Origin of the sequence: Shewanella sp. SNU WT4 (assembly GCF_006494715.1) — a bacterium.
Taxonomy (GTDB): Bacteria; Pseudomonadota; Gammaproteobacteria; order Enterobacterales; family Shewanellaceae; genus Shewanella.
In genome coordinates this window covers 3,131,543-3,150,036 of record NZ_CP041151.1, presented here as the reverse complement: position 1 = coordinate 3,150,036, position 18,494 = coordinate 3,131,543, and the positions used below count along the sequence as shown (strand labels likewise).

Annotated in this window: 12 protein-coding genes and 3 pseudogenes; 11 read left to right on the top strand and 4 right to left on the bottom strand. The window is 42.5% G+C overall.

What is annotated here, in order from left to right:
- The first annotated feature begins 82 nt into the window (after nucleotides 1-82).
- From FJQ87_RS14145 to FJQ87_RS14125, 5 genes and pseudogenes are all read left to right on the top strand, one after another.
- Nucleotides 83-412 carry a transposase DNA-binding-containing protein gene (locus FJQ87_RS14145; RefSeq protein WP_140933158.1) on the top strand — a complete coding sequence of 110 codons (330 nt, stop codon included), beginning with the start codon at nucleotides 83-85 and terminating at the stop codon, nucleotides 410-412.
- 44 nt (nucleotides 413-456) lie between these two features.
- A protein-coding gene (locus tag FJQ87_RS14140) for an IS3 family transposase (RefSeq protein ID WP_140933157.1) occupies nucleotides 457-2,012 on the top strand; the annotation gives its coding sequence in 2 pieces (ribosomal slippage) (nucleotides 457-919 and nucleotides 919-2,012; 1,557 coding nt in all).
- Nucleotides 2,013-2,095: 83 nt separating this feature from the next.
- Nucleotides 2,096-2,799: pseudogene (locus FJQ87_RS14135) on the top strand (IS3 family transposase); the annotation flags it as partial.
- A gap of 664 nt (nucleotides 2,800-3,463) precedes the next feature.
- A complete protein-coding gene (gene ltrA, locus FJQ87_RS14130; protein ID WP_140933156.1) occupies nucleotides 3,464-4,987 on the top strand; it encodes a group II intron reverse transcriptase/maturase in 1,524 nt (507 codons plus the stop codon).
- Between the two features lie 80 nt (nucleotides 4,988-5,067).
- Nucleotides 5,068-5,556 (top strand): annotated as a pseudogene (locus tag FJQ87_RS14125) (IS3 family transposase); the annotation flags it as partial.
- A gap of 114 nt (nucleotides 5,557-5,670) precedes the next feature.
- On the opposite strand, the gene FJQ87_RS14120 reads toward FJQ87_RS14125, so the two are convergent.
- From FJQ87_RS14120 to FJQ87_RS14105, 3 genes and pseudogenes are all read right to left on the bottom strand, one after another.
- On the bottom strand, nucleotides 5,671-7,173 hold the full coding sequence (locus FJQ87_RS14120; protein ID WP_140933155.1) for an IS66 family transposase: 1,503 nt from the start codon (nucleotides 7,171-7,173) through the stop codon (nucleotides 5,671-5,673).
- An 80-nt stretch (nucleotides 7,174-7,253) separates the two neighbouring features.
- Nucleotides 7,254-7,598: pseudogene (gene tnpB / locus FJQ87_RS14110) on the bottom strand (IS66 family insertion sequence element accessory protein TnpB).
- Nucleotides 7,599-7,600: 2 nt separating this feature from the next.
- Complete coding sequence (locus FJQ87_RS14105) at nucleotides 7,601-7,945, bottom strand: IS66 family insertion sequence element accessory protein TnpB (protein WP_140933154.1); 345 nt, start codon at nucleotides 7,943-7,945, stop codon at nucleotides 7,601-7,603.
- 53 nt (nucleotides 7,946-7,998) lie between these two features.
- Here FJQ87_RS14105 and FJQ87_RS14100 point away from each other — a divergent pair, with 53 nt between their 5' ends.
- Nucleotides 7,999-8,802: an IS4 family transposase gene (locus tag FJQ87_RS14100; protein ID WP_168195204.1), complete on the top strand. Its 804-nt coding sequence runs from the start codon at nucleotides 7,999-8,001 to the stop codon at nucleotides 8,800-8,802.
- A gap of 83 nt (nucleotides 8,803-8,885) precedes the next feature.
- On the opposite strand, the gene FJQ87_RS14095 is transcribed toward FJQ87_RS14100, so the two are convergent.
- The gene (locus FJQ87_RS14095) at nucleotides 8,886-10,391 is read right to left on the bottom strand and encodes a peptide MFS transporter (RefSeq protein WP_140933152.1); all 1,506 of its coding nucleotides are present in this window, start codon (nucleotides 10,389-10,391) and stop codon (nucleotides 8,886-8,888) included.
- Nucleotides 10,392-10,892: 501 nt separating this feature from the next.
- On the opposite strand from FJQ87_RS14095, the gene FJQ87_RS14090 reads away from it, so the two are divergent.
- The 5 genes from FJQ87_RS14090 to rfbA all read left to right on the top strand — a co-directional run bounded on the left by FJQ87_RS14090 (nucleotide 10,893) and on the right by rfbA (nucleotide 18,494).
- Nucleotides 10,893-11,501, top strand: a complete 609-nt coding sequence (locus tag FJQ87_RS14090) for a transcription termination/antitermination NusG family protein (RefSeq protein ID WP_140933151.1) — start codon at nucleotides 10,893-10,895, stop codon at nucleotides 11,499-11,501.
- 721 nt (nucleotides 11,502-12,222) lie between these two features.
- On the top strand, nucleotides 12,223-15,006 hold the full coding sequence (locus FJQ87_RS14085; protein ID WP_168195202.1) for an SLBB domain-containing protein: 2,784 nt from the start codon (nucleotides 12,223-12,225) through the stop codon (nucleotides 15,004-15,006).
- 285 nt (nucleotides 15,007-15,291) lie between these two features.
- Nucleotides 15,292-16,257 carry a Wzz/FepE/Etk N-terminal domain-containing protein gene (locus FJQ87_RS14080; RefSeq protein WP_140933150.1) on the top strand — a complete coding sequence of 322 codons (966 nt, stop codon included), beginning with the start codon at nucleotides 15,292-15,294 and terminating at the stop codon, nucleotides 16,255-16,257.
- 227 nt (nucleotides 16,258-16,484) lie between these two features.
- Nucleotides 16,485-17,570, top strand: a complete 1,086-nt coding sequence (rfbB, locus tag FJQ87_RS14075; RefSeq protein WP_140933149.1) for a dTDP-glucose 4,6-dehydratase — start codon at nucleotides 16,485-16,487, stop codon at nucleotides 17,568-17,570.
- A 48-nt stretch (nucleotides 17,571-17,618) separates the two neighbouring features.
- Nucleotides 17,619-18,494, top strand: a complete 876-nt coding sequence (gene rfbA / locus FJQ87_RS14070; RefSeq protein WP_140933148.1) for a glucose-1-phosphate thymidylyltransferase RfbA — start codon at nucleotides 17,619-17,621, stop codon at nucleotides 18,492-18,494.

Below are 18,494 nucleotides of genomic sequence, written 5' to 3'. Positions count from 1 at the left end.
TACACAAATTATTAGCAAAAAATGGAACTTTCTTGACTGGCGATGATCAGATCATGCAAATTCACTCACTTCATCATTTTTAATGTCAATTTTTAACCCGAACAAATGGGCATATGATCACTTTCATCATGCTGAGCTAGGTGATAAACGACGAGCGGCAAGGTTAACCGTCGTCGCTGAATACATGGCGGTTGGCAGCGGTAAATCGGTTGCCAGATCTTGTAATGGTGAAGATGCCAAACTCGAAGGAGCCTATCGATTGATCCGCAATGATAATGTTAGCCCATCTATGATCAGAGCCGCCGGTTTTGCTCGCACCGCCCAAGCGATTGAAAATATAAATGAAATACTTGCTCTCGAAGACACGACAGCCCTGAGTTACCCCCTGTGTCAGGATTGTTGTCACCCTTAAATAATCATTATTTTTAAAGACAGGGTGCGGCAAAAGAGAACGATATGGCTCGGTATTCACCAGAACGTAAAGAGGCGATCCTTAAAAAATTATTACCGCCTCACAATTTAACGGTCGCAGAGGTTGCTCGGGAAGAAGGCATTGCGGTGCAAACCTTGTATCATTGGCGAGATATTGTCAGAAAAGAAGGTCGCCCCGTGCCAGGTAAAACATTAACAACTGATGACTGGTCAGCTGAAGCTAAGTTTGCGGTACTCATTGAAACAGCCCCGCTATCGGAAGCCGAGTTAAGTCAGTATTGCCGTGAAAAAGGCTTGTTTCGCGAACAAGTACAGCAGTGGAAACAGGATTGTTTAGCTGGTTTTCAAACCTCAGAAGTACAAACCAAAACCATTAAACAGCAGGCCAAGGCTGACAAAGCCGAAATCAAATCATTGCAACGAGAATTGCGCTACAAGGAGAAAGCGCTGGCTGAAGCTGCTGCGTTACTGGTGCTCAGAAAAAAGCTCAATGCGCTCTGGGGGGACGACAGCGAGGAGAGCTAACTCCCTTGCCTGAGCGCATAGAATTGATTGCCTTAATTCAAGAGGCGTATATCAATGGTGCTCGCCTTTACAAGGCTTGTGCTGAAACTGGACTCAGTAAACGCACTTATCGACGTTGGTATCGAGCAGGCCAAGTGCAAGCCGATTTAAGACCAATAGCGGCTCGACCAGAACCGGCAAATAAACTCGAAGCACATGAGCGACAACAGATATTAAGTGTGTGTAATCAAGAGGAGTATGCCAGCTTACCACCGTCGCAAATTGTGCCGACATTATTAGATAGCGGGATTTATATCGCCTCAGAATCAAGCTTTTACAGAGTATTACATGCCAATAATCAACTTAATCATCGTGGTCGCACCCAGATTGCTGTAAATCGAAGCAAACCGTTAAGTTATCAGGCTGATGGGCCGAATCAACTGTGGTCATGGGACATCACTTATTTGGCTTCAACCGTCAAAGGCCAGTTCTATTATCTGTACATGTTTGAAGATATTTACAGTAGAAAAATAGTGGGTTACGAAGTTCATGAACAAGAATGCGGTGAGTACGCCGCCGCGCTAATCCAACGCTGCATGTTACGCGAGCAATGTTTTAATACGCCATTAGTGCTGCACTCTGATAATGGGGCGCCGATGAAGTCACTGACCATGAAAGCCAAGCTAGAAGAACTCGGTATTACGGCATCATTAAGTCGGCCGCGGGTGAGTAACGACAACCCCTTTTCAGAGTCGTTATTTAAAACCTTAAAATACCGACCACAGTGGCCAAAATCGGGTTTTAGCAGTTTAGCTGGCGCAAGAGAATGGGTTGAGAAGTTTGTGAAGTGGTACAACGATGAGCATAAACACAGCCAGCTCAATTTTGTATCACCAGGACAACGTCATGCTCAGCTAGATAACGCGATTTTAGCCAAGCGTAAGGAAGTGCTTGAAGCGGCAAAGGCAAGAAGACCGACGCGCTGGTCTAAAGACGTGAGAAATTGTGAGGCGGTTGGAGCCGTGACCCTAAACCCAGATAAAGCACCAATAAAAGGCGTAATAAATGCAGCTTAATATTTAAGTGAAGTGGCATAGTTAATTTGGCCATCCATTAAGAAACAAATATTATGCTTAGGGCGTATACATTGGGTGACAAAATGACGAATAAAACACGAGCAACATATACTGCTGCAATTAAGCTTGAAACCGCACAGCTTGTGCTTGATCAAGGTTATACACAAGAGGAAGCAGCAAAAGCCATGGGCGTTGGCAAATCAACTGTCAGTAAGTGGGTGTCACAGTTAAAACTTGAGCGTCGAGGCATAGCTCCCAATGCCTCGCCAATGACATCTGAGCAGATTGAAATTCGTGAGCTAAAGAAAAAAATCGCGCGCATTGAAATGGAAAAAGACATATTAAAAAAGGCTACCGCTCTCTTGATGTCGGACTCGCTGAACAGTTCTCGATAATCGAGAAAATCCATCAAGCAGGGCGTTATCCTATCTCAGTTTCATGTGATGTATTTGGAGTTCACCGTAGCAGTTATCGTTACTGGCTTAAGCGCGATAGAACAATGAACACAGCACAAGTTCTCTTGGAAACAAAGGTTAAGGATATACACGAGCAAAGTGAAGGCTCTGCAGGAGCCAGAACTATTGCAACCATAGCGACAACGCAAGATGTGCAATTAAGTCGCTATCGAGCAGGCCGCTTGATGAAAAAGTTAGGACTGGTGAGTTGCCAGCAGCCACAGCATCGCTATAAAAAATCAGGAAATGAATACACAGACATCCCCAATTTACTCAATAGACAATTTGATGTTGTTGAGCCAAATACGGTTTGGTGTGGCGATGTAACCTACGGTGTGCCCGGAGTTCAGCACTAGCATGGAATGCTTTAACGAACCACGAGTCTATCTGAAATACATGAACACTACGGCAGGAGCTACATTGTTTATGGCACTATCTGGTTGTGCAGATAGTTGAGTCTGAGCGGCAGTGACTTATCGTATGCTGATAAGGTGATGTAACTCGCTGACAACGGGGAGTGAGGCGAATTCGTTAAGCCAAGATGCTCCTCTAGACTAAGTATTGGACGGATGAAGAACATGAACCGGTTAACCCGCATCTATGGGCTGAAACGTCGCCATTGCCTACACGAATTAACAGGCAATATGGTGCTGCAATAGTGCTAAACGTATGGGCACTATTGCCGAATTAATGAGTAATAAATATGTACTTATTAATGGATAAACGTTAAATCACAATTCTGCGTTTAAGCATCATCACCTTACAGTACGATAAGGTCAAAGACTGCGATCGGCATCCACCCCAATATGTTTGAGTTCAGGTAGATAAACCGGGGAAGGTTTGTTTTGAATGCTAAGGGAGCATGACCCTGATGACAAACAAGCTGGCGGAGTGTTCGTAGTAGTCTGAGATGGGGAAAGCCCATTACATGGCGAAGGGACACAGTTTAATTGATTTGCGTCAGCAAATTACCTGACCTTAATGAAGTGAAGACCTTTGATAATCAGCGAACAGCAACGTAAATTAGCAACATGGACAGCAACCGATAAAACGCGTCGCGTTAATCGACTGCTGCGCCTTATCAGTCACCCGCATTGGCTTCGCCAAGCGGCTGAAGTAACGCTTTCTTCAAAAGGTGCTAAAACGCCTGGTGTTGATGGAATAACAAAGATTCATATACAGGCTTATTTGGCTGGTTATCTTGATGAGATCAGAGATGATCTGCTGTCAGGTAACTATCAACCGATGCCTGCTAGACGGATCTATATTCCCAAGGCCAATGGAAAGCTACGTCCTTTAGGTATACCAACGCTTAGGGATAGAATAGTTCAACGTGCCATGCTCATGGCAATGGAGCCGATATGGGAAAATGATTTTCATTCGTTGTCCTATGGCTTTAGACCAGAGCGCAGTGTCCATCACGCCATTCGCACGGTTAAACTACAAATGACCGAATCCAATGAGCCTCGAGGTCGCTGGATAATTGAAGGAGACTTATCAAGCTATTTTGATACAGTTCACCATCGATTATTGATGAAATGTGTTCGTAAACGGATCAACTGCCGTCGATTTAATGATTTGCTTTGGCGCTTCATTAAAGCTGGACACATTGAACGTAACCTATTTTGTGCAACAAGCGAAGGCGTACCACAAGGTGGTGTAATTTCTCCGTTATTGTCAAACATAATGCTTAATGAGTTCGATCAATATTTGGATAAATGTTACTTGAGCAAGAAAGCCCGTAAAGACCGCTGGTACTGGAACCACAGTATCAAAATCAAGCGAAAACCTGCGGTTGAGGAAAACAGACAATGGAAACCTGCCGTTGCTTATTGCCGTTATGCTGATGACTTTCTAGTGATTGTCAAAGGCAATAAACAACAAGCAGAGGCAATTCGTGACCAATGTCGACACTTCCTAGAAGGTAAGCTGCAACTCACGTTAAATATGGATAAAACTCATATTACACATGTGAATGACGGTTTTATATTTCTCGGACATAGGATCATTCGAAAGCGTGGACCTAAGGGAAATATGCGAGTGGTGACTGGTATTCCAAACGGTAAAGCCAAAGCATTTTCTCATTCATTGAGTCAGGCTTTATCAGGGGATCATAGCTGTAGCAAGATAGACAAAGTGGAACAACTCAATCGCAAACTTAAGGGTTGGGCACAATTTTATCGACATACTGATTACACCGCGAAAGTTTACAGCAAAATTGATCGTATTATTTTCTGGAAACTCGCTAAGTGGTTGGCTAGAAAATATCGTTGTTCTATTAAATCGTTAATGATGACATGGATCAAACGTCCAACACCAAATCAGGCAACGACATGGGTGTTATTTGGTAAAAGCAATCGTGGAAATTTATGTGGCGCGTCACTATTTAGATTAGTGAGTAGCCCTAAATTACCCTTTAGATGGCGATCACCAGAAGCAAACTCCTACCTCAGAGATGAAATTAGAAATACTGTCATGTCTCGCTATAGCGATGTTGCCATGGCTGTTAGCCACAATTAAGCGGAGAGCCGTATGCGCTGAAAGGTGCACGTACGGTTCGGAGAGGAGAAGCAGAGAAATAGTTCGACTACGCTCTGCCTCTTACTCTACTTTGGACTGGCAACCGTTGGGCCTACTTGGCAGTTGTTTTAGATTTATTTGGCCGCAAGGTTATCGGCTGGGCTATGTCGTATTCACCGGATACCACATTGACATTAAAGGCGCTGGATATGGCGTATGAGTGCCGTGGTCGCCCGCAAGGATTGATATTCCATAGCGATCAAGGTAGCCATTATACAAGCCGAAAATACCGACAGCGCTTATGGCGCTATCGCATAACACAAAGCTTATCTCGACGTGGAAATTGCTGGGATAACGCCCCAATGGAGCGATTTTTCAGAAGTCTTAAGGTGGAATGGATACCAACTGCAGGATACCGCAGCTTTATTGAAGCAAAGCATCACATCAATGATTACATCATTAGATATTACAACAACGTTAGGCCACATCATTACAATGCAGGTCTAACACCAAATGAATCTGAGCAAAGATATGCATTAGATTCTAAGTTAGTGGCCAATAAAACTTGACCACTTCAATTTATCGGATAAACAATCACATAGTGAACGGTTTGTGGTGCGGGCAAAACATGCAAGAAACCTAGTAGAATACGAGGCTAAGCGTAAGCGTCTGGGCAACTACACCTATCTTTTAAAATTCCATGGTAACAGGCTGTCGATATCCGGTGCTGGTTGGCACAGTTCATTAAGACAGGCCATGATGTAATCAAATGGTACTAAGCCATTGACCTTGGCCGTTTCTACTATGCTGTAAAGCGTGGTACTGGCATTAGCCCCATTAGCTGTCTGACTGAATAACCAATTTTTTCGGCCAATCACAAACGGTTTTACGGCTCGCTCTGCACGATTGTTATCAATACTCAGCCTGCCATCATCAACATAACGAATGAGTTTGTGCCATTGATTAGCCAGGTAATTAGCTGCCTCCATCAGTTTGGTATTACCCACTAAATTGGGCTGGTTTTGCTCAAGCCATGCTTTTAGCTTGCCTAGGATAGGCAGGCTAGCCTCTTGTCTGGCAATGTACTTTTCATCAGGACTTTTATCGTTGATGCGTGACTCTACACCGTACAGTTTTTGGATAAGGCTTAATACCATATCCGCTTTGCCGGTTTTATTTTTGCCTTGCAGCTTTTTTGCCTCGATAAATTTACGACGAGCGTGTGCCCAGCATCCCACTAGGGTTGCCTGTGTTTTTTCATAAGCTTGATATCCATCTACGTGCAAATAGCCTTGATATCCATCAAGATAATTGACCACGCAGGCGGCAGCCCGACTGTTATGGAAGTCGTAAAGCACAATATTAGGGATAGGATTATTCGGGGCTGGTGAATCTCGACCTGAGCAATAGACCCACATGTAGCTGTTTACTTTATCGGATTTCACCACTTTTAATGGCGTTTCATCAGCAAACAACGTGGGCTGTTTTAACAACGCTGTTTTAAGCCGTTCAACTAATGGTGCGAAGAGTGTGGCTGATTTGTCTATCCAGCTGCTCATTGTCTGGCGACTGAGCTCAATGCCATATTGCTTAAACATCGCTTCCTGGCGATAAAGCGGTAACCCGTATTGATATTTACTGGTGATAAGCTGACTGAGTAAACTGCTTGTAGCAATGCCTTTATTGATTGGCATTGCTGGCATTGAGGCTTGTTTAATCGGCGTTTGAGTCGAGGATTTATCACAGTGGCGGCAAGCGTATTTAGGCCTAATGTGCTCAATCACTTTGATTTGCGCTGGAATAAACTCAAGCTTTTCTGATTTATCCTCGCCCATTTTATGTAACTCACTGCCACAGCAATCACAGGTCTTATCGGTGATATCATGGATAACCTGCTCACGGGGTAAGTCTTTTGGCAGTGGCTTACGCACAGGCTTTTTACGGGTATAGCTAATGGATTGTTGCTCGGCCTCAACGGCTTCAACAATCTCTTCTACTTCATTGAATAACTCGCCTTGCCCAACAAAGCCTTCAGCACTTTTGCCGAATTGTTTTTGTTGAGCCAAGCGCCAGCGCTCTTCTAAAGCTGCGATGAGTGCATCTTTTTGTAGAGATAATTGACGCTCATTTTCGAGCAGCTTTTCAAGCTCAGCAATACGCTGTTTAAGGGCGAGTTCATTTTTCATGACGCCTATGTTAAGGCATATCGAAAGGCTTTGTAGTGCTAATTGACCTTGTTTTGATGATCATCAATTGATCGCAAATATTAACGTAGTTGCTTACCCGTCACATCAATTTTACTGTGGCCAATCACATCATAACCCCCTAATAACCCGTGTAATTGCTGCTCGGATAATGTCATGGTGGGTGATATGAGTTTGGGCCATTTGAACTTATGCTTGTCTAATCGCTTATACCATAGCGCAAAGCCGGTGTTATCCCAATAAAGTCATTTGAGTTTATCGTGGCCTTTATTGCAAAACACAAATAGTGCACCATTAAGGACGGACAGCTCTAGCTCTGCTTCGACTAAAGCCGCCAAACCGTTAATTGATTTACGAAAATCGACAGCATCGGCACATAAATAGACGGAAGGCACATCAACAAACATCTTCATACCATTAGCCCCTTAATGATGGTAACTATATCCGTTGTTGCTAAATCCGCTGGAAGAGTGAGTTGGCCGGTTCGCGTATTAAACAGCATAGGTTGTTGGTGAGTTTGCGCGCAGACTTCAGTCGTGGTTTGTTTTAGTTGTATAAAGCGTGATTGAGTAGCGTGAGATGTTTGCTCTGACACGCTTGGCTGGTACTGTTGCTTACCCAGTAAAGCGCGCTGTTTATAATAGGTGGTAATCGAGACATTATGTTGCTGGCAAAATTCGATATTAGTGCCACTAAAAGTATTGCGTTGTAAAAGTAACTGTCGCCACTGCTGACTTGTTTTGTGAGTTGTCATCACCTGCTCCAAATTTATCAATGAGCAGATATTTTCAAATAATCAGATTAACGATGCGAGGTGTGGTTAGCTGGACGGTTACGGCTAAGCTGTTTGAGCACATGGATAGTCATCCCGTTACCGGCGGATACACCATCGCCATCCCACAAAAAGGCATAAAGGAAGCCAGTGGGAAAAGCAAGAATCGTCCCTCGCGAACAGCCAAACTCACCCTCAAAGCCAGTACGGTTAACATCAAACATAATCGTCAGCAGCATGCGATTAATGTGGTGTACGCACAAGAGCTCAATCCTCCCCAAGGTGAAGATGGACTATCTTGGATGCTACTGACCAGTGAGCCGATTGACACGTTGGCGCAGCAACTTCATGTGATTGATATTTATACCACTAGATGGCGCATTGAGGACTTTCATAAGGCGTGGAAAACCGGCGCGGGGGTTGAAAGGTTACGCATGACATCTCCAGACAACCTTGAGCGAGCGGCCTCGATACTTTGCTTTATTGGTGTGCGGCTACTGCAACTTCGGGAAGTGATGAGCCTGCCAATTTATCTGAGAAAAAGAGGGCAAATCGAAGCAGCGCAAAGCATGGAAAATCAAAGCTGCAGCAATGTCTTAGAGAATGATGAATGGCGAGTACTGATGCAGCTCTACAAGCCAAGGGGACATAAAGGCAAAGAAGTCCCAAATATGAAGTGGGCTTATCAATCCTTGGCCAAACTAGGAGGCTTTAATGATAGCAAGCGCACGGGAATGGCCAGCTGGTCCACGATTTGGGAGGGATGGGATGATCTTCAGGCTCAGGTAAAGGGGTATCGCTTAGCCAAAGCCCTATTTGAAGCCGGAGAAACGCTATGAGATCTGATCAAGAGACAGGATTTGGACTGTTAAATAAAAAAACCGACTTACGTCGGTTTTTTTATTTAAATTAGATAAGAATATTAACGTTTAATTGCTTCATGCTCAGCAGTTACCGCTATCTCTTGCTCTAATATGGCTTCTTCACCGTGAATCTTTGATTCAGCGCCATGCATCCAGTCAACTAATTTATCAGCCATGAAGTAAAGTACTATGGATGAAATGGTGGCCGTAATGGCAATACCGGCAAAGATTGACATAGCGTTAGCTAACTGTTCTTCTTTACCACCACCGTGGCCAATCATAGAGCCTACAAAACCTGCTACATAGTTAGCCATAGCGATGAATAGGAACCAAGCACCCATCATCAGCGATGCAATGCGCAGCGGGGCTAATTTAGTCACCATAGATAAACCAATTGGTGATAAACACAATTCACCCATGGTATGGAAGAAGTAAGCTCCCACTAACCACCACATGCTCGATTTAGCGGTTGGGCTGCCTTCCATTTCTACTACAGCGCCAATCATGAATAAGAAACCAATGGCGAGTAAAAATAAACCTAAGGCAAACTTAACTGGTGAATTGGGTTCACGCTTACCTAAGCGAATCCAAATCGATGCTACTACTGGAGCAAATAATACGATGAAAATAGCATTAAGTGATTGGAAGTAGGTGGTCGGAACTTCCCATGTGCCAATATAACGGTCAGTAAATTCGTTAGTAAATAAGTTCATCAAACCACCGGCTTGCTCAAAACCAGCCCAGAAGATGATAGTGAACAGGCCAAGCACCATAATGACCTTGATACGGTCCCGTTCGATTTTAGTGAGTGGTTCTTTACGCACATTCCCCAGTTTTTCTTGACGTTCACGCTCCAGTCTTGCAGCCGGCACTGTACCTATATCGCCTAATAACTTTTGGGCGAATAAGTATTGAATGACCAGTGATAACAACATACCAATACCAGCGCAGAAAAATCCGGCTTGCCAGTTGTTAACCATGATTTCTTGGCCGTTAACGATTTCAGTGTGGCCGAAATTGGTATAAGCCCAAGCAACTACAAATCCTGACAAGGCCGCACCTAAGTTAATGCCCATGTAGAAGATAGTAAAAGCGCCATCGCGTCTATGGTCACCTTCTTCGTAAAGATCGCCAACCATAGTGGAAATATTTGGTTTAAATAAGCCGTTACCTAATATTAAAGTGCCTAAGCCAATGTAAAACATAGTAGTTTCGGCGCCAGGGAACCAGGCATGTGGCGCAGCTAGGGTAAACTGGCCCGCGGCCATTAACGCACCACCAAAGTAAATGGCTTTGCGCTGTCCGAGATAATTATCAGCAAGCCATCCACCAATAAGAGGAGTTAAATATACTAACGCAGTAAAAGTACCATAAAGTGATAATGCATCAGCTTGTGTCCAGCCTAGACCACCTCCGCCTTGCTTAGCTACTTGATCAACCAAATACAGCACCAAAATGGCACGCATTGCATAATAACTGAACCGTTCCCATAACTCGGTAGTAAACAGTAGGAACAAGCCTTTAGGATGGCCTAGCATAGTTCCCTGAGGTTTTGTTACGCTCATTAAATTCACCTTCAATTTGTGATTATCTCATAGCATTGGCTACGAAAGGCGCGCTCTGATTTAGTATTGTCCTTGCTTCACTCGTCAAGATTGGTGAAGTGGCTTTAGAGTCAACGCTGCTGTTTATTGTATTGTTTTATTGTAAAAGCCTTCAAATGCAAAAAAGCCTATCTTATATACCCCTTAAAGTTGATAAAAGTCAACGCACAGCCTAGGCGCCATTTCGATAAAACCTCGATAATTTACCTGTGACGGGAAATAGCCTTGGCCTTAGATGCCGCTAGGTTGGGTAAAACCGTTCAGATTTGGGGCGACGTAAGCGAATAGTGTGTGTTTGTGTAACCTGAGGGATACTCTAAAGGTGGATTAAGTAATTTTCATCACAAGGAGAGTCAAGGTTGGCGGTGCTTGGGTCGCATTTGTCGCATAAATGAGGCAAGCAATAACCTTAGTAGTATTGCTATCAGGTGATGTTTTGGTATCATTCCGCGCAAGAAATGGATGTCACCTTGTCAGCGAAAGAGAATTGTTATGAAAGCTTGGTATTTGCTCTATTGTAAACCGCGAAATGAAATTAGAGCTCAGCAAAATCTTAGCTTACAGCACATCAACACTTACTTGCCCATGGTTCAACAGCAATCAAAAAATAGCCGTGGCAAGCTCTCTATAAAATCAGTGCCATTATTTCCTGGTTATCTTTTTGTTCGGTTTGACCCCGAAGTTACCGCTGCCTCGATGATTAGAAATACTCGGGGTGTCGCTGGTATTGTCGATTGCCGCGAAAAAATGCAGCCATTATGTCATTTGGTTTACAGCGTAAAACGGCAAGAGCGCCTGCTAGGGGTGATTGACTTGACTGAAGGTGTTCAATCAGTTGTCCATTCGCTTAATGACGAACCTGAAGAAATGCAGCATGAATTTAGCCATGGCGAGATGGTTGAATTTATCGATGGACCATTTAAATCGCTTACCGGTATTTTTGAACAGCAAGACGATAAAGCTCGGTGCATCATACTGATGGAAGTGCTCGGTAGATTGCAAACTATTAAAGTTGATAAACAAGTGTTAACGCCAATAGTGCTTCCTCAAACCGTTCAGAAATCTCATTAATCAAAGATGAGGTGTTTGGTGGCTATGTACAGTTGTAGTACCAACGTAAATCCGATTTCTCTGAGTAAGCTTTTGTCAAATTTTCGTTTTTAGTGTGTGTGGTGGGAAGTGGTTGAATTACCCGCTAACAGGATCGTGAAAACGATAAATTGCTGCAGTTAATTTGCTTTATTGCTATAATTTTCCGCCTTGTGAAATGCTATTTCGATTAGTGACATTAGCCGATGCTTAACCTAGCTAAATTGAAGTGAAATTTGCATTATATTTTTGAAGTCAATAATAAATCCCAGTTGATGGGGGGCAATTTAGGAGCCGCAACCTATGGGCGGTAGCGTGTCTAAATTGCGTGTCACTCAAGAATGCATTTATATAATGTCAGCTAAAACAGTCACTTATCAAGAAATTAAATCTTGCTATATCTTCATTGCGATAAATCAAATAATTAAATTACCAAGTCATACAGTAAGTTAGTCTGGTGACTTTTACATGGTAAAACGAAATGCCTCTTAATGGTTTTGGCGTGTCATTGGTAGGTGTCATTGGTTGATTTAAGTCTTTGTAGCAAAATTTCCATTTAGCTTCTTTGTTTATCAACGATGGTCTTATTGATTCATTAGCCTAGAAATCTCAAGACTATATGTGAATGTCTAAAAGTTAGACACTAGTTTAGCTTCCTTCTTAATCAAGCTATTAAATTTGTTTATTTTCATGGAGATATCGGGTGTACAGAACTTATAAAAAACTCATCATTGCCGGCGTAGCAACGCTGTTACTGATGACGGGGCAAGCACAAGCAGTAACCCCATCACCACAGATGATCGAGCAATTTAAAAAGCTCCCGCCAGCCGAGCAAGAACGTGTTGCCAAGCAATATGGGATAGATCCCTCTATGCTAAACGGTTCTGGTGGTCGTGCTAATCAAACCATGGAAAACCCGAATTTAATTAATGCTCGTGGTCAACAAAGTGGCAATGGTCAATTTAATCAAGCAGACTTTCAGCAGAGTGATATCGACAAAAAGAATAAGAAAAAAGAATTTGATTTTGAAGAAGGGCAAGATAAACAAGAACTAAAGCGTTTTGGCATTGAACTTTTCGCAGGCGAGCCCACAACCTTTGCTCCGGTATCTGATGTTCCTGTACCTTCGACCTATGTTATTGGCCCTGGCGATCACATCAAAGTTCAACTCTACGGTAAAGAAAATAAAGAGTTTGATTTAATGGTTGGGCGTGATGGTAGCGTAGAGTTCCCAGAACTTGGCCCTATCAGTGTTGCTGGTTTGACCTTTGCTGATATGCGTGAATCACTGACAAAACGTATTGATAAACAAATGATTGGCATGGAATCGAATATCACCATGGGTGAGTTGCGATCGATTCGGATTTTTGTCGCCGGTGACGCCTATAAGCCAGGTTCTTATACAGTATCCAGCTTATCTACTGTGACTCAAGCTCTATTTGTTGCTGGAGGAATTAACGATATTGGCTCTCTGCGTAATATTCAGGTAAAGCGTGATGGTAAGCTAATAGGGCGATTTGATTTGTACGATTTACTGATGTTTGGTGATGCATCAGGTGATATACGTTTGCAATCAGGTGATGTGGTTTTTATCCCAGCAGTATCTGATTTAGTGCGAGTTAACGGTGAAGTTCGTCGCCCTGCTATTTATGAAATTAAAGCAGGTGAAACTTTAGGTGACGTTATAACTATGGCTGCTGGCTTGAAGGCTGGCGCTTATCCAAAAAGCAGTTCAATTGAACGTTATAATACCGATGGTTTACGTTCTATTAAGAATATTGACTTAACAGCTGATGCTGGTCGTGCAGTAATGGCACAAAATGGTGATTTCGTTCGCGTTAAAACAGCGTCCACTCAGTTTGAATCTGCCATCACTATGGTTGGCGCAGTCGTGCGTCCTGGTAAATATCAATGGCATGCAGGAATTCGCGTTAGTGATCTGATCCCATCACTGTGGGGCGATCTGACTATTAGTGCCGATCTTGATTACGCCATAGTCGTGCGCGATGTTGATCAATTTGGCAATGTTGAAGTATTGCAATTTGCGCCTGGTCTAGCGGTTGCTGCTAAAGGTAGTGAACAAGATCTCGTGCTACAGGCAAGAGATAAAATTATCGTTTTCAATTTTAACGATGAAACCCAAAATCGTTATCAACTGAATAAGCTGGTAAAAGACAGAGTTGAAAAAATCACCGACTTAACCGGTGATAGCATGATTGGAACTGATTTATTTAAAGCCGGATTTGCCCAATTACAGCAGCGTGACATTAATCAGCGTAATGAAATTGGTGGTGTAGTTTTAAACGATAAACAAGTTGGCATGGATGCTGAGCAACAAAAACTCATCACGGGTGAAGTTAACCGCATGTTGGCTAACTTGTTTGAAGATGATGATTTAATCAAACTTAGCGGTCAGATGAATCGCGGTGAGTTGCTTTATCCGGTCATAATTAAGCTTAACAGTCAAGGACGCGCCGGTAACGGTGTACAAATTGTTGCGGTAAATGGTGAAGTCCGCTTTCCAGGGGTATATCCATTGACTGTTAACGGTAATGTTAAACAGTTGATTACTGCTGGCGGTGGCTTAAAAGAAGGCGCTTATACTGAGCGAGCTGAATTAACTCGTACCAAGGTAACGGCAGCGGGATCTCGCATTGAGCATAAGACAGTCGCTTTATCTGAAGTGCTAAGCGGAAACAATGAAGCTAATACTGTGCTTGAAAGTCGTGATATTTTAACTGTGATGACAACGCCTGATTGGCAGGAATACCAATCGGTAGAAATTCGCGGTGAGGTAAAGTTCCCTGGGGTTTACAACATTCGCCGCGGTGAGACACTAGAAGATGTGATTAATCGTGCCGGTGGTTTTACTGAATATGCTTATTTGCCTTCTGCTGTTTTTGTGCGTGAATCGGTACGCAAGCAAGAGCAATTAGAAATTAAAAAGCTTGCCGATCAACTTCGTCGCGATATAGCGACCCGCGGTGTATCGAAAGATGGTAACGTAGTTAACTATAATGATGCGCAGTTAATGCTGACTGACCTTGAAAATATCAAAGCTGTTGGTCGTCTAGTAGTTGATTTGCCAGCTATATCAGTTGGCGTTAAACAAGCAGATATTCAGCTTGAAAATCAAGATATTCTATATATCCCATCAACCGTACAAACTATTGCTGTTATGGGTGAAGTTCAGCATGCCGCGACCCATAGATACAAGGGTGGGTTAACTGTTGATGATTATATTGGAATGTCTGGTGGTGATCGTCGCCGCGCCGATACAGCGCGCACTTATGTAATTAAGGCTGATGGTAGTGTGATGATGCCAAGTGGTTCATTCTGGTACAGTAACCGCGATGAATTAATACCAGGTGATACTATTATTGTACCACTTGATACTGAGTACAAAGACAATCTGACTTTATGGTCGCAAATCACACAAATTATCTACAATAGTGCTGTGGCATTCGCGACAGTGGCTAACCTATAAATAATTTTAATCACAGAGTAGATGCTATCTGCTCTGTGATTGTTAAATTTTTTGAGTTAGATCTTATAATAAATTTCAATGTATATTTAACTAAGTATCTTTAGATTAATGAAAAATCTAGGACGGTGATATTAGTTTTAATTTAAATTTAAATTATTAAGCAATTAATTTTAGAGACTATTGATGTTGGTGAGTATTTAACTCTGATTCATTATCAATATTTTGCTATTCCTAATCGCTAAATCTCCTACTGTTAAGCATACAGAATTTCGAGTCTAAATATTAATGACCAATCAACTACAACAAAAATGCCAAGATGCTAATTTTGCCAATATACAGCAAACTAACGATGATGAAATTGATTTGCGCGAACTATTTTCAGTTATCTGGCAAGGAAAATGGTTAATTATTGCTGTTACAGCGGTATTCGCCATAGGTGCAGTGGTATATGCAATCATGCAACCTAATATCTATAAAGCTGAAGCTTTATTAGCACCTGCAGAAACTGAACAAAGTGGTGGCGGTTTGTCTGCATTAGCCGGTCAGTTTGGCGGCTTAGCCAGTATGGCGGGGATTAACTTAGGTGGTGGTAGCAGCGACAAAAGTCAGCTTGCTATTGAAGTAATGAAATCCCGGCAGTTTATTGGTGATTTTATTAAAAAGCACCAAATACTCCCAGAATTAATGGCCTCTGAAAAATGGGATATGGCCAGTAATAATGTGGTTTACGACCCTAAGCTGTATGATGCTACCACCAAAACATGGATTCGTGTTGTCAATGCGCCATTTCAGCCAGAACCTTCACTACAAGAGGCTTATAAAGCTTTTATTAAAATAATGGCAGTCAATAGCGCTAAAGATACTGGCATGGTGACAGTGTCGGTTGAAAGTGTTTCTCCTTATGTTGCTAAACAATGGGTTGACTGGTTAGTTCAAGACATTAATGAAGTGATGAAAAAGCGCGATGTGATGGAAGCAGAACGTGGACAAGCCTTCTTAGAACAACAATTACGTGAAACTAAAATTGCCGATATGCGTTCAGTGCTTTACCAGTTAATGGAACAAGCTCAGAAAACTATCATGTTTGCTAACGTACGTGAAGAATACGTATTTAATACCATTGACCCAGCCCTGGTACCAGAAGAAAAGGCTAAGCCAAAACGCGCTTTAATTTGTATTTTGGGAACCATGCTTGGCGGTATGCTGGGGGTCATGATAGTGCTGGTAAGACATTTTGTAAGAAAAGGATGAGCTAGCACAGAGTAAATATAAAAAAAAGAGCCTATTGGGACGGGGTAAACAAAAACCGCAAAACCTAGGCTCTACGCCTGCCGCCACGCTATCGACTGTCTCAAAATGGATAATTAGTGTCTCTGGCGGCAGAAAATGTCTGAGATGAAACCTAACACTTTTCCGCACATATCTCCTCTTCATAAGTCATAAACTTTGGCTTTATTCAACGATTTTGGTAGTAAATAATGAAAATACTTGTTACTGGCGGCGCCGGTTTTATTGGATCAGCCGTTGTTCGTCATATTATCAATAACACCCAAGATAGTGTCGTCAATGTTGATAAACTAACGTATGCGGGCAACCTGGAATCTTTAGTCAGTGTTGAGAGCAGCGAACGTTATGCATTCGAACAAGTAGATATTTGCGATTGTGCCGAGTTAGACAGAGTGTTTGCGCAGCACCAACCAGATGCTGTGATGCATTTGGCGGCAGAATCTCATGTTGACCGCTCAATCACAGGTCCAAGTGATTTTATTCAAACCAATATTGTTGGCACTTACACGTTACTCGAAGCAGCTCGTCAATATTGGATGCAACTCGATGCTGAGCGCAAAGCTGCATTTCGCTTCCATCATATTTCTACCGATGAAGTGTATGGCGATTTGCCTCACCCAGATGAGCAAGAGGGCCAAGCTGTAAATCAAGAATTACCTCTGTTTACTGAAACAACAGCTTACGCACCTAGCAGCCCTTACTCAGCATCTAAAGCATCAAGTGATCATTTAGTACGAGCTTGGCTGCGAACTTATGGTTTACCGACCATAGTGACCAATTGCTCTAATAACTATGGTCCTTACCACTTCCCTGAAAAGTTAATCCCGTTAGTCATTTTGAATGCGCTTGAAGGCAAGCCATTACCTATTTATGGTAAAGGCGACCAGATACGTGATTGGCTTTATGTCGAAGATCATGCGCGAGCGTTATACAAGGTGGTCACTGAAGGAGTAATTGGTGAAACTTACAATATTGGCGGCCATAACGAAAAACAAAATTTAGAAGTGGTGCAAACCATATGCACTATCTTGGATGCTCTGGTGCCAAAAGACACGTTATACGCAGAACAAATCACTTATGTGACTGATAGGCCTGGTCATGACCGTCGCTATGCTATTGATTCAAGCAAAATGAATAATGAGCTTAATTGGCGACCACAAGAAACATTTGAAACGGGTTTACGTAAAACCATCGAATGGTATTTGACTAACCAAGAGTGGTGCCAGCATGTACAAGATGGCAGCTATCAACGCGAACGCTTAGGCATTAATTCTTAATAGCGTTTTTTATATCTGACATGTTCAAAGTTTAGAATTTGAGGTTTTATGAAAGGAATGATTTTAGCTGGCGGCTCTGGTACTCGGCTCTACCCAATAACAATGGGAGTATCTAAGCAGCTTTTACCTGTTTATGATAAACCTATGATTTATTACCCTTTATCTGTATTAATGCTAGCTGGAATCCGTGAGATTCTCATCATTACAACGCCTGAAGATCAAGATGGATTTAAGCGTTTACTCGGCGATGGCAGTCAGTTTGGTATTGCGTTGGAATATGCTGTGCAGCCTAGTCCCGATGGTTTAGCACAGGCATTTATTATTGGTGAAGAATTTATCGGCAACGATGCCGTATGCCTAGTACTCGGTGATAATATTTTTTATGGCCAGAATTTCAGCGCAAAATTAAAAAAAGCTGTCGTTAAAGCAAAAACTGGTGAGGCTGCTACTGTATTTGGATATCAAGTCAAAGATCCCGAGCGATTTGGTGTAGTCGAATTTGATCAAGACCAAAAAGCGATCAGCATTGAAGAAAAACCTATCAATCCCAAGAGTCACTATGCAGTTACGGGACTTTATTTCTACCCGAACGATGTGGTTAAACAAGCCAAGAAAGTTAAGCCTTCAAACCGTGGCGAACTCGAAATTACCTGCTTAAATGAGATTTACTTAAATAAAGGTAATTTGCATGTTGAAATGCTTGGGCGCGGTTTTGCTTGGCTCGACACAGGAACCCATGAAAGTTTATTAGAGGCGGCACAATTTGTTGAAACATTAGAGAAACGGCAAGGTTATAAAATTGCCTGTTTAGAAGAAATCGCCTATTTACAGAACTGGTTAAATGAAAAGCAATTGACTGCTCGCGGTCAATTAATGAGTAAGAATAGTTATGGGCAGTATCTGCTCACTTTGCCTAAGCATTAA

What these genes read in the sequence shown, in the direction of transcription:
- rfbA (WP_140933148.1), top strand. Translation starts at nt 17,619, where the DNA reads ATGAAAGGAATGATTTTAGCTGGCGGCTCTGGTACTCGGCTCTACCCA.
- rfbB (WP_140933149.1), top strand. Translation starts at nt 16,485, where the DNA reads ATGAAAATACTTGTTACTGGCGGCGCCGGTTTTATTGGATCAGCCGTT.
- FJQ87_RS14090 (WP_140933151.1), top strand. Translation starts at nt 10,893, where the DNA reads ATGTCACCTTGTCAGCGAAAGAGAATTGTTATGAAAGCTTGGTATTTG.
- FJQ87_RS14145 (WP_140933158.1), top strand. Translation starts at nt 83, where the DNA reads ATGTCAATTTTTAACCCGAACAAATGGGCATATGATCACTTTCATCAT.
- FJQ87_RS14080 (WP_140933150.1), top strand. Translation starts at nt 15,292, where the DNA reads ATGACCAATCAACTACAACAAAAATGCCAAGATGCTAATTTTGCCAAT.
- FJQ87_RS14120 (WP_140933155.1), bottom strand. Translation starts at nt 7,173, where the DNA reads ATGAAAAATGAACTCGCCCTTAAACAGCGTATTGCTGAGCTTGAAAAG.
- FJQ87_RS14095 (WP_140933152.1), bottom strand. Translation starts at nt 10,391, where the DNA reads ATGAGCGTAACAAAACCTCAGGGAACTATGCTAGGCCATCCTAAAGGC.
- FJQ87_RS14105 (WP_140933154.1), bottom strand. Translation starts at nt 7,945, where the DNA reads ATGACAACTCACAAAACAAGTCAGCAGTGGCGACAGTTACTTTTACAA.
- FJQ87_RS14100 (WP_168195204.1), top strand. Translation starts at nt 7,999, where the DNA reads ATGCGAGGTGTGGTTAGCTGGACGGTTACGGCTAAGCTGTTTGAGCAC.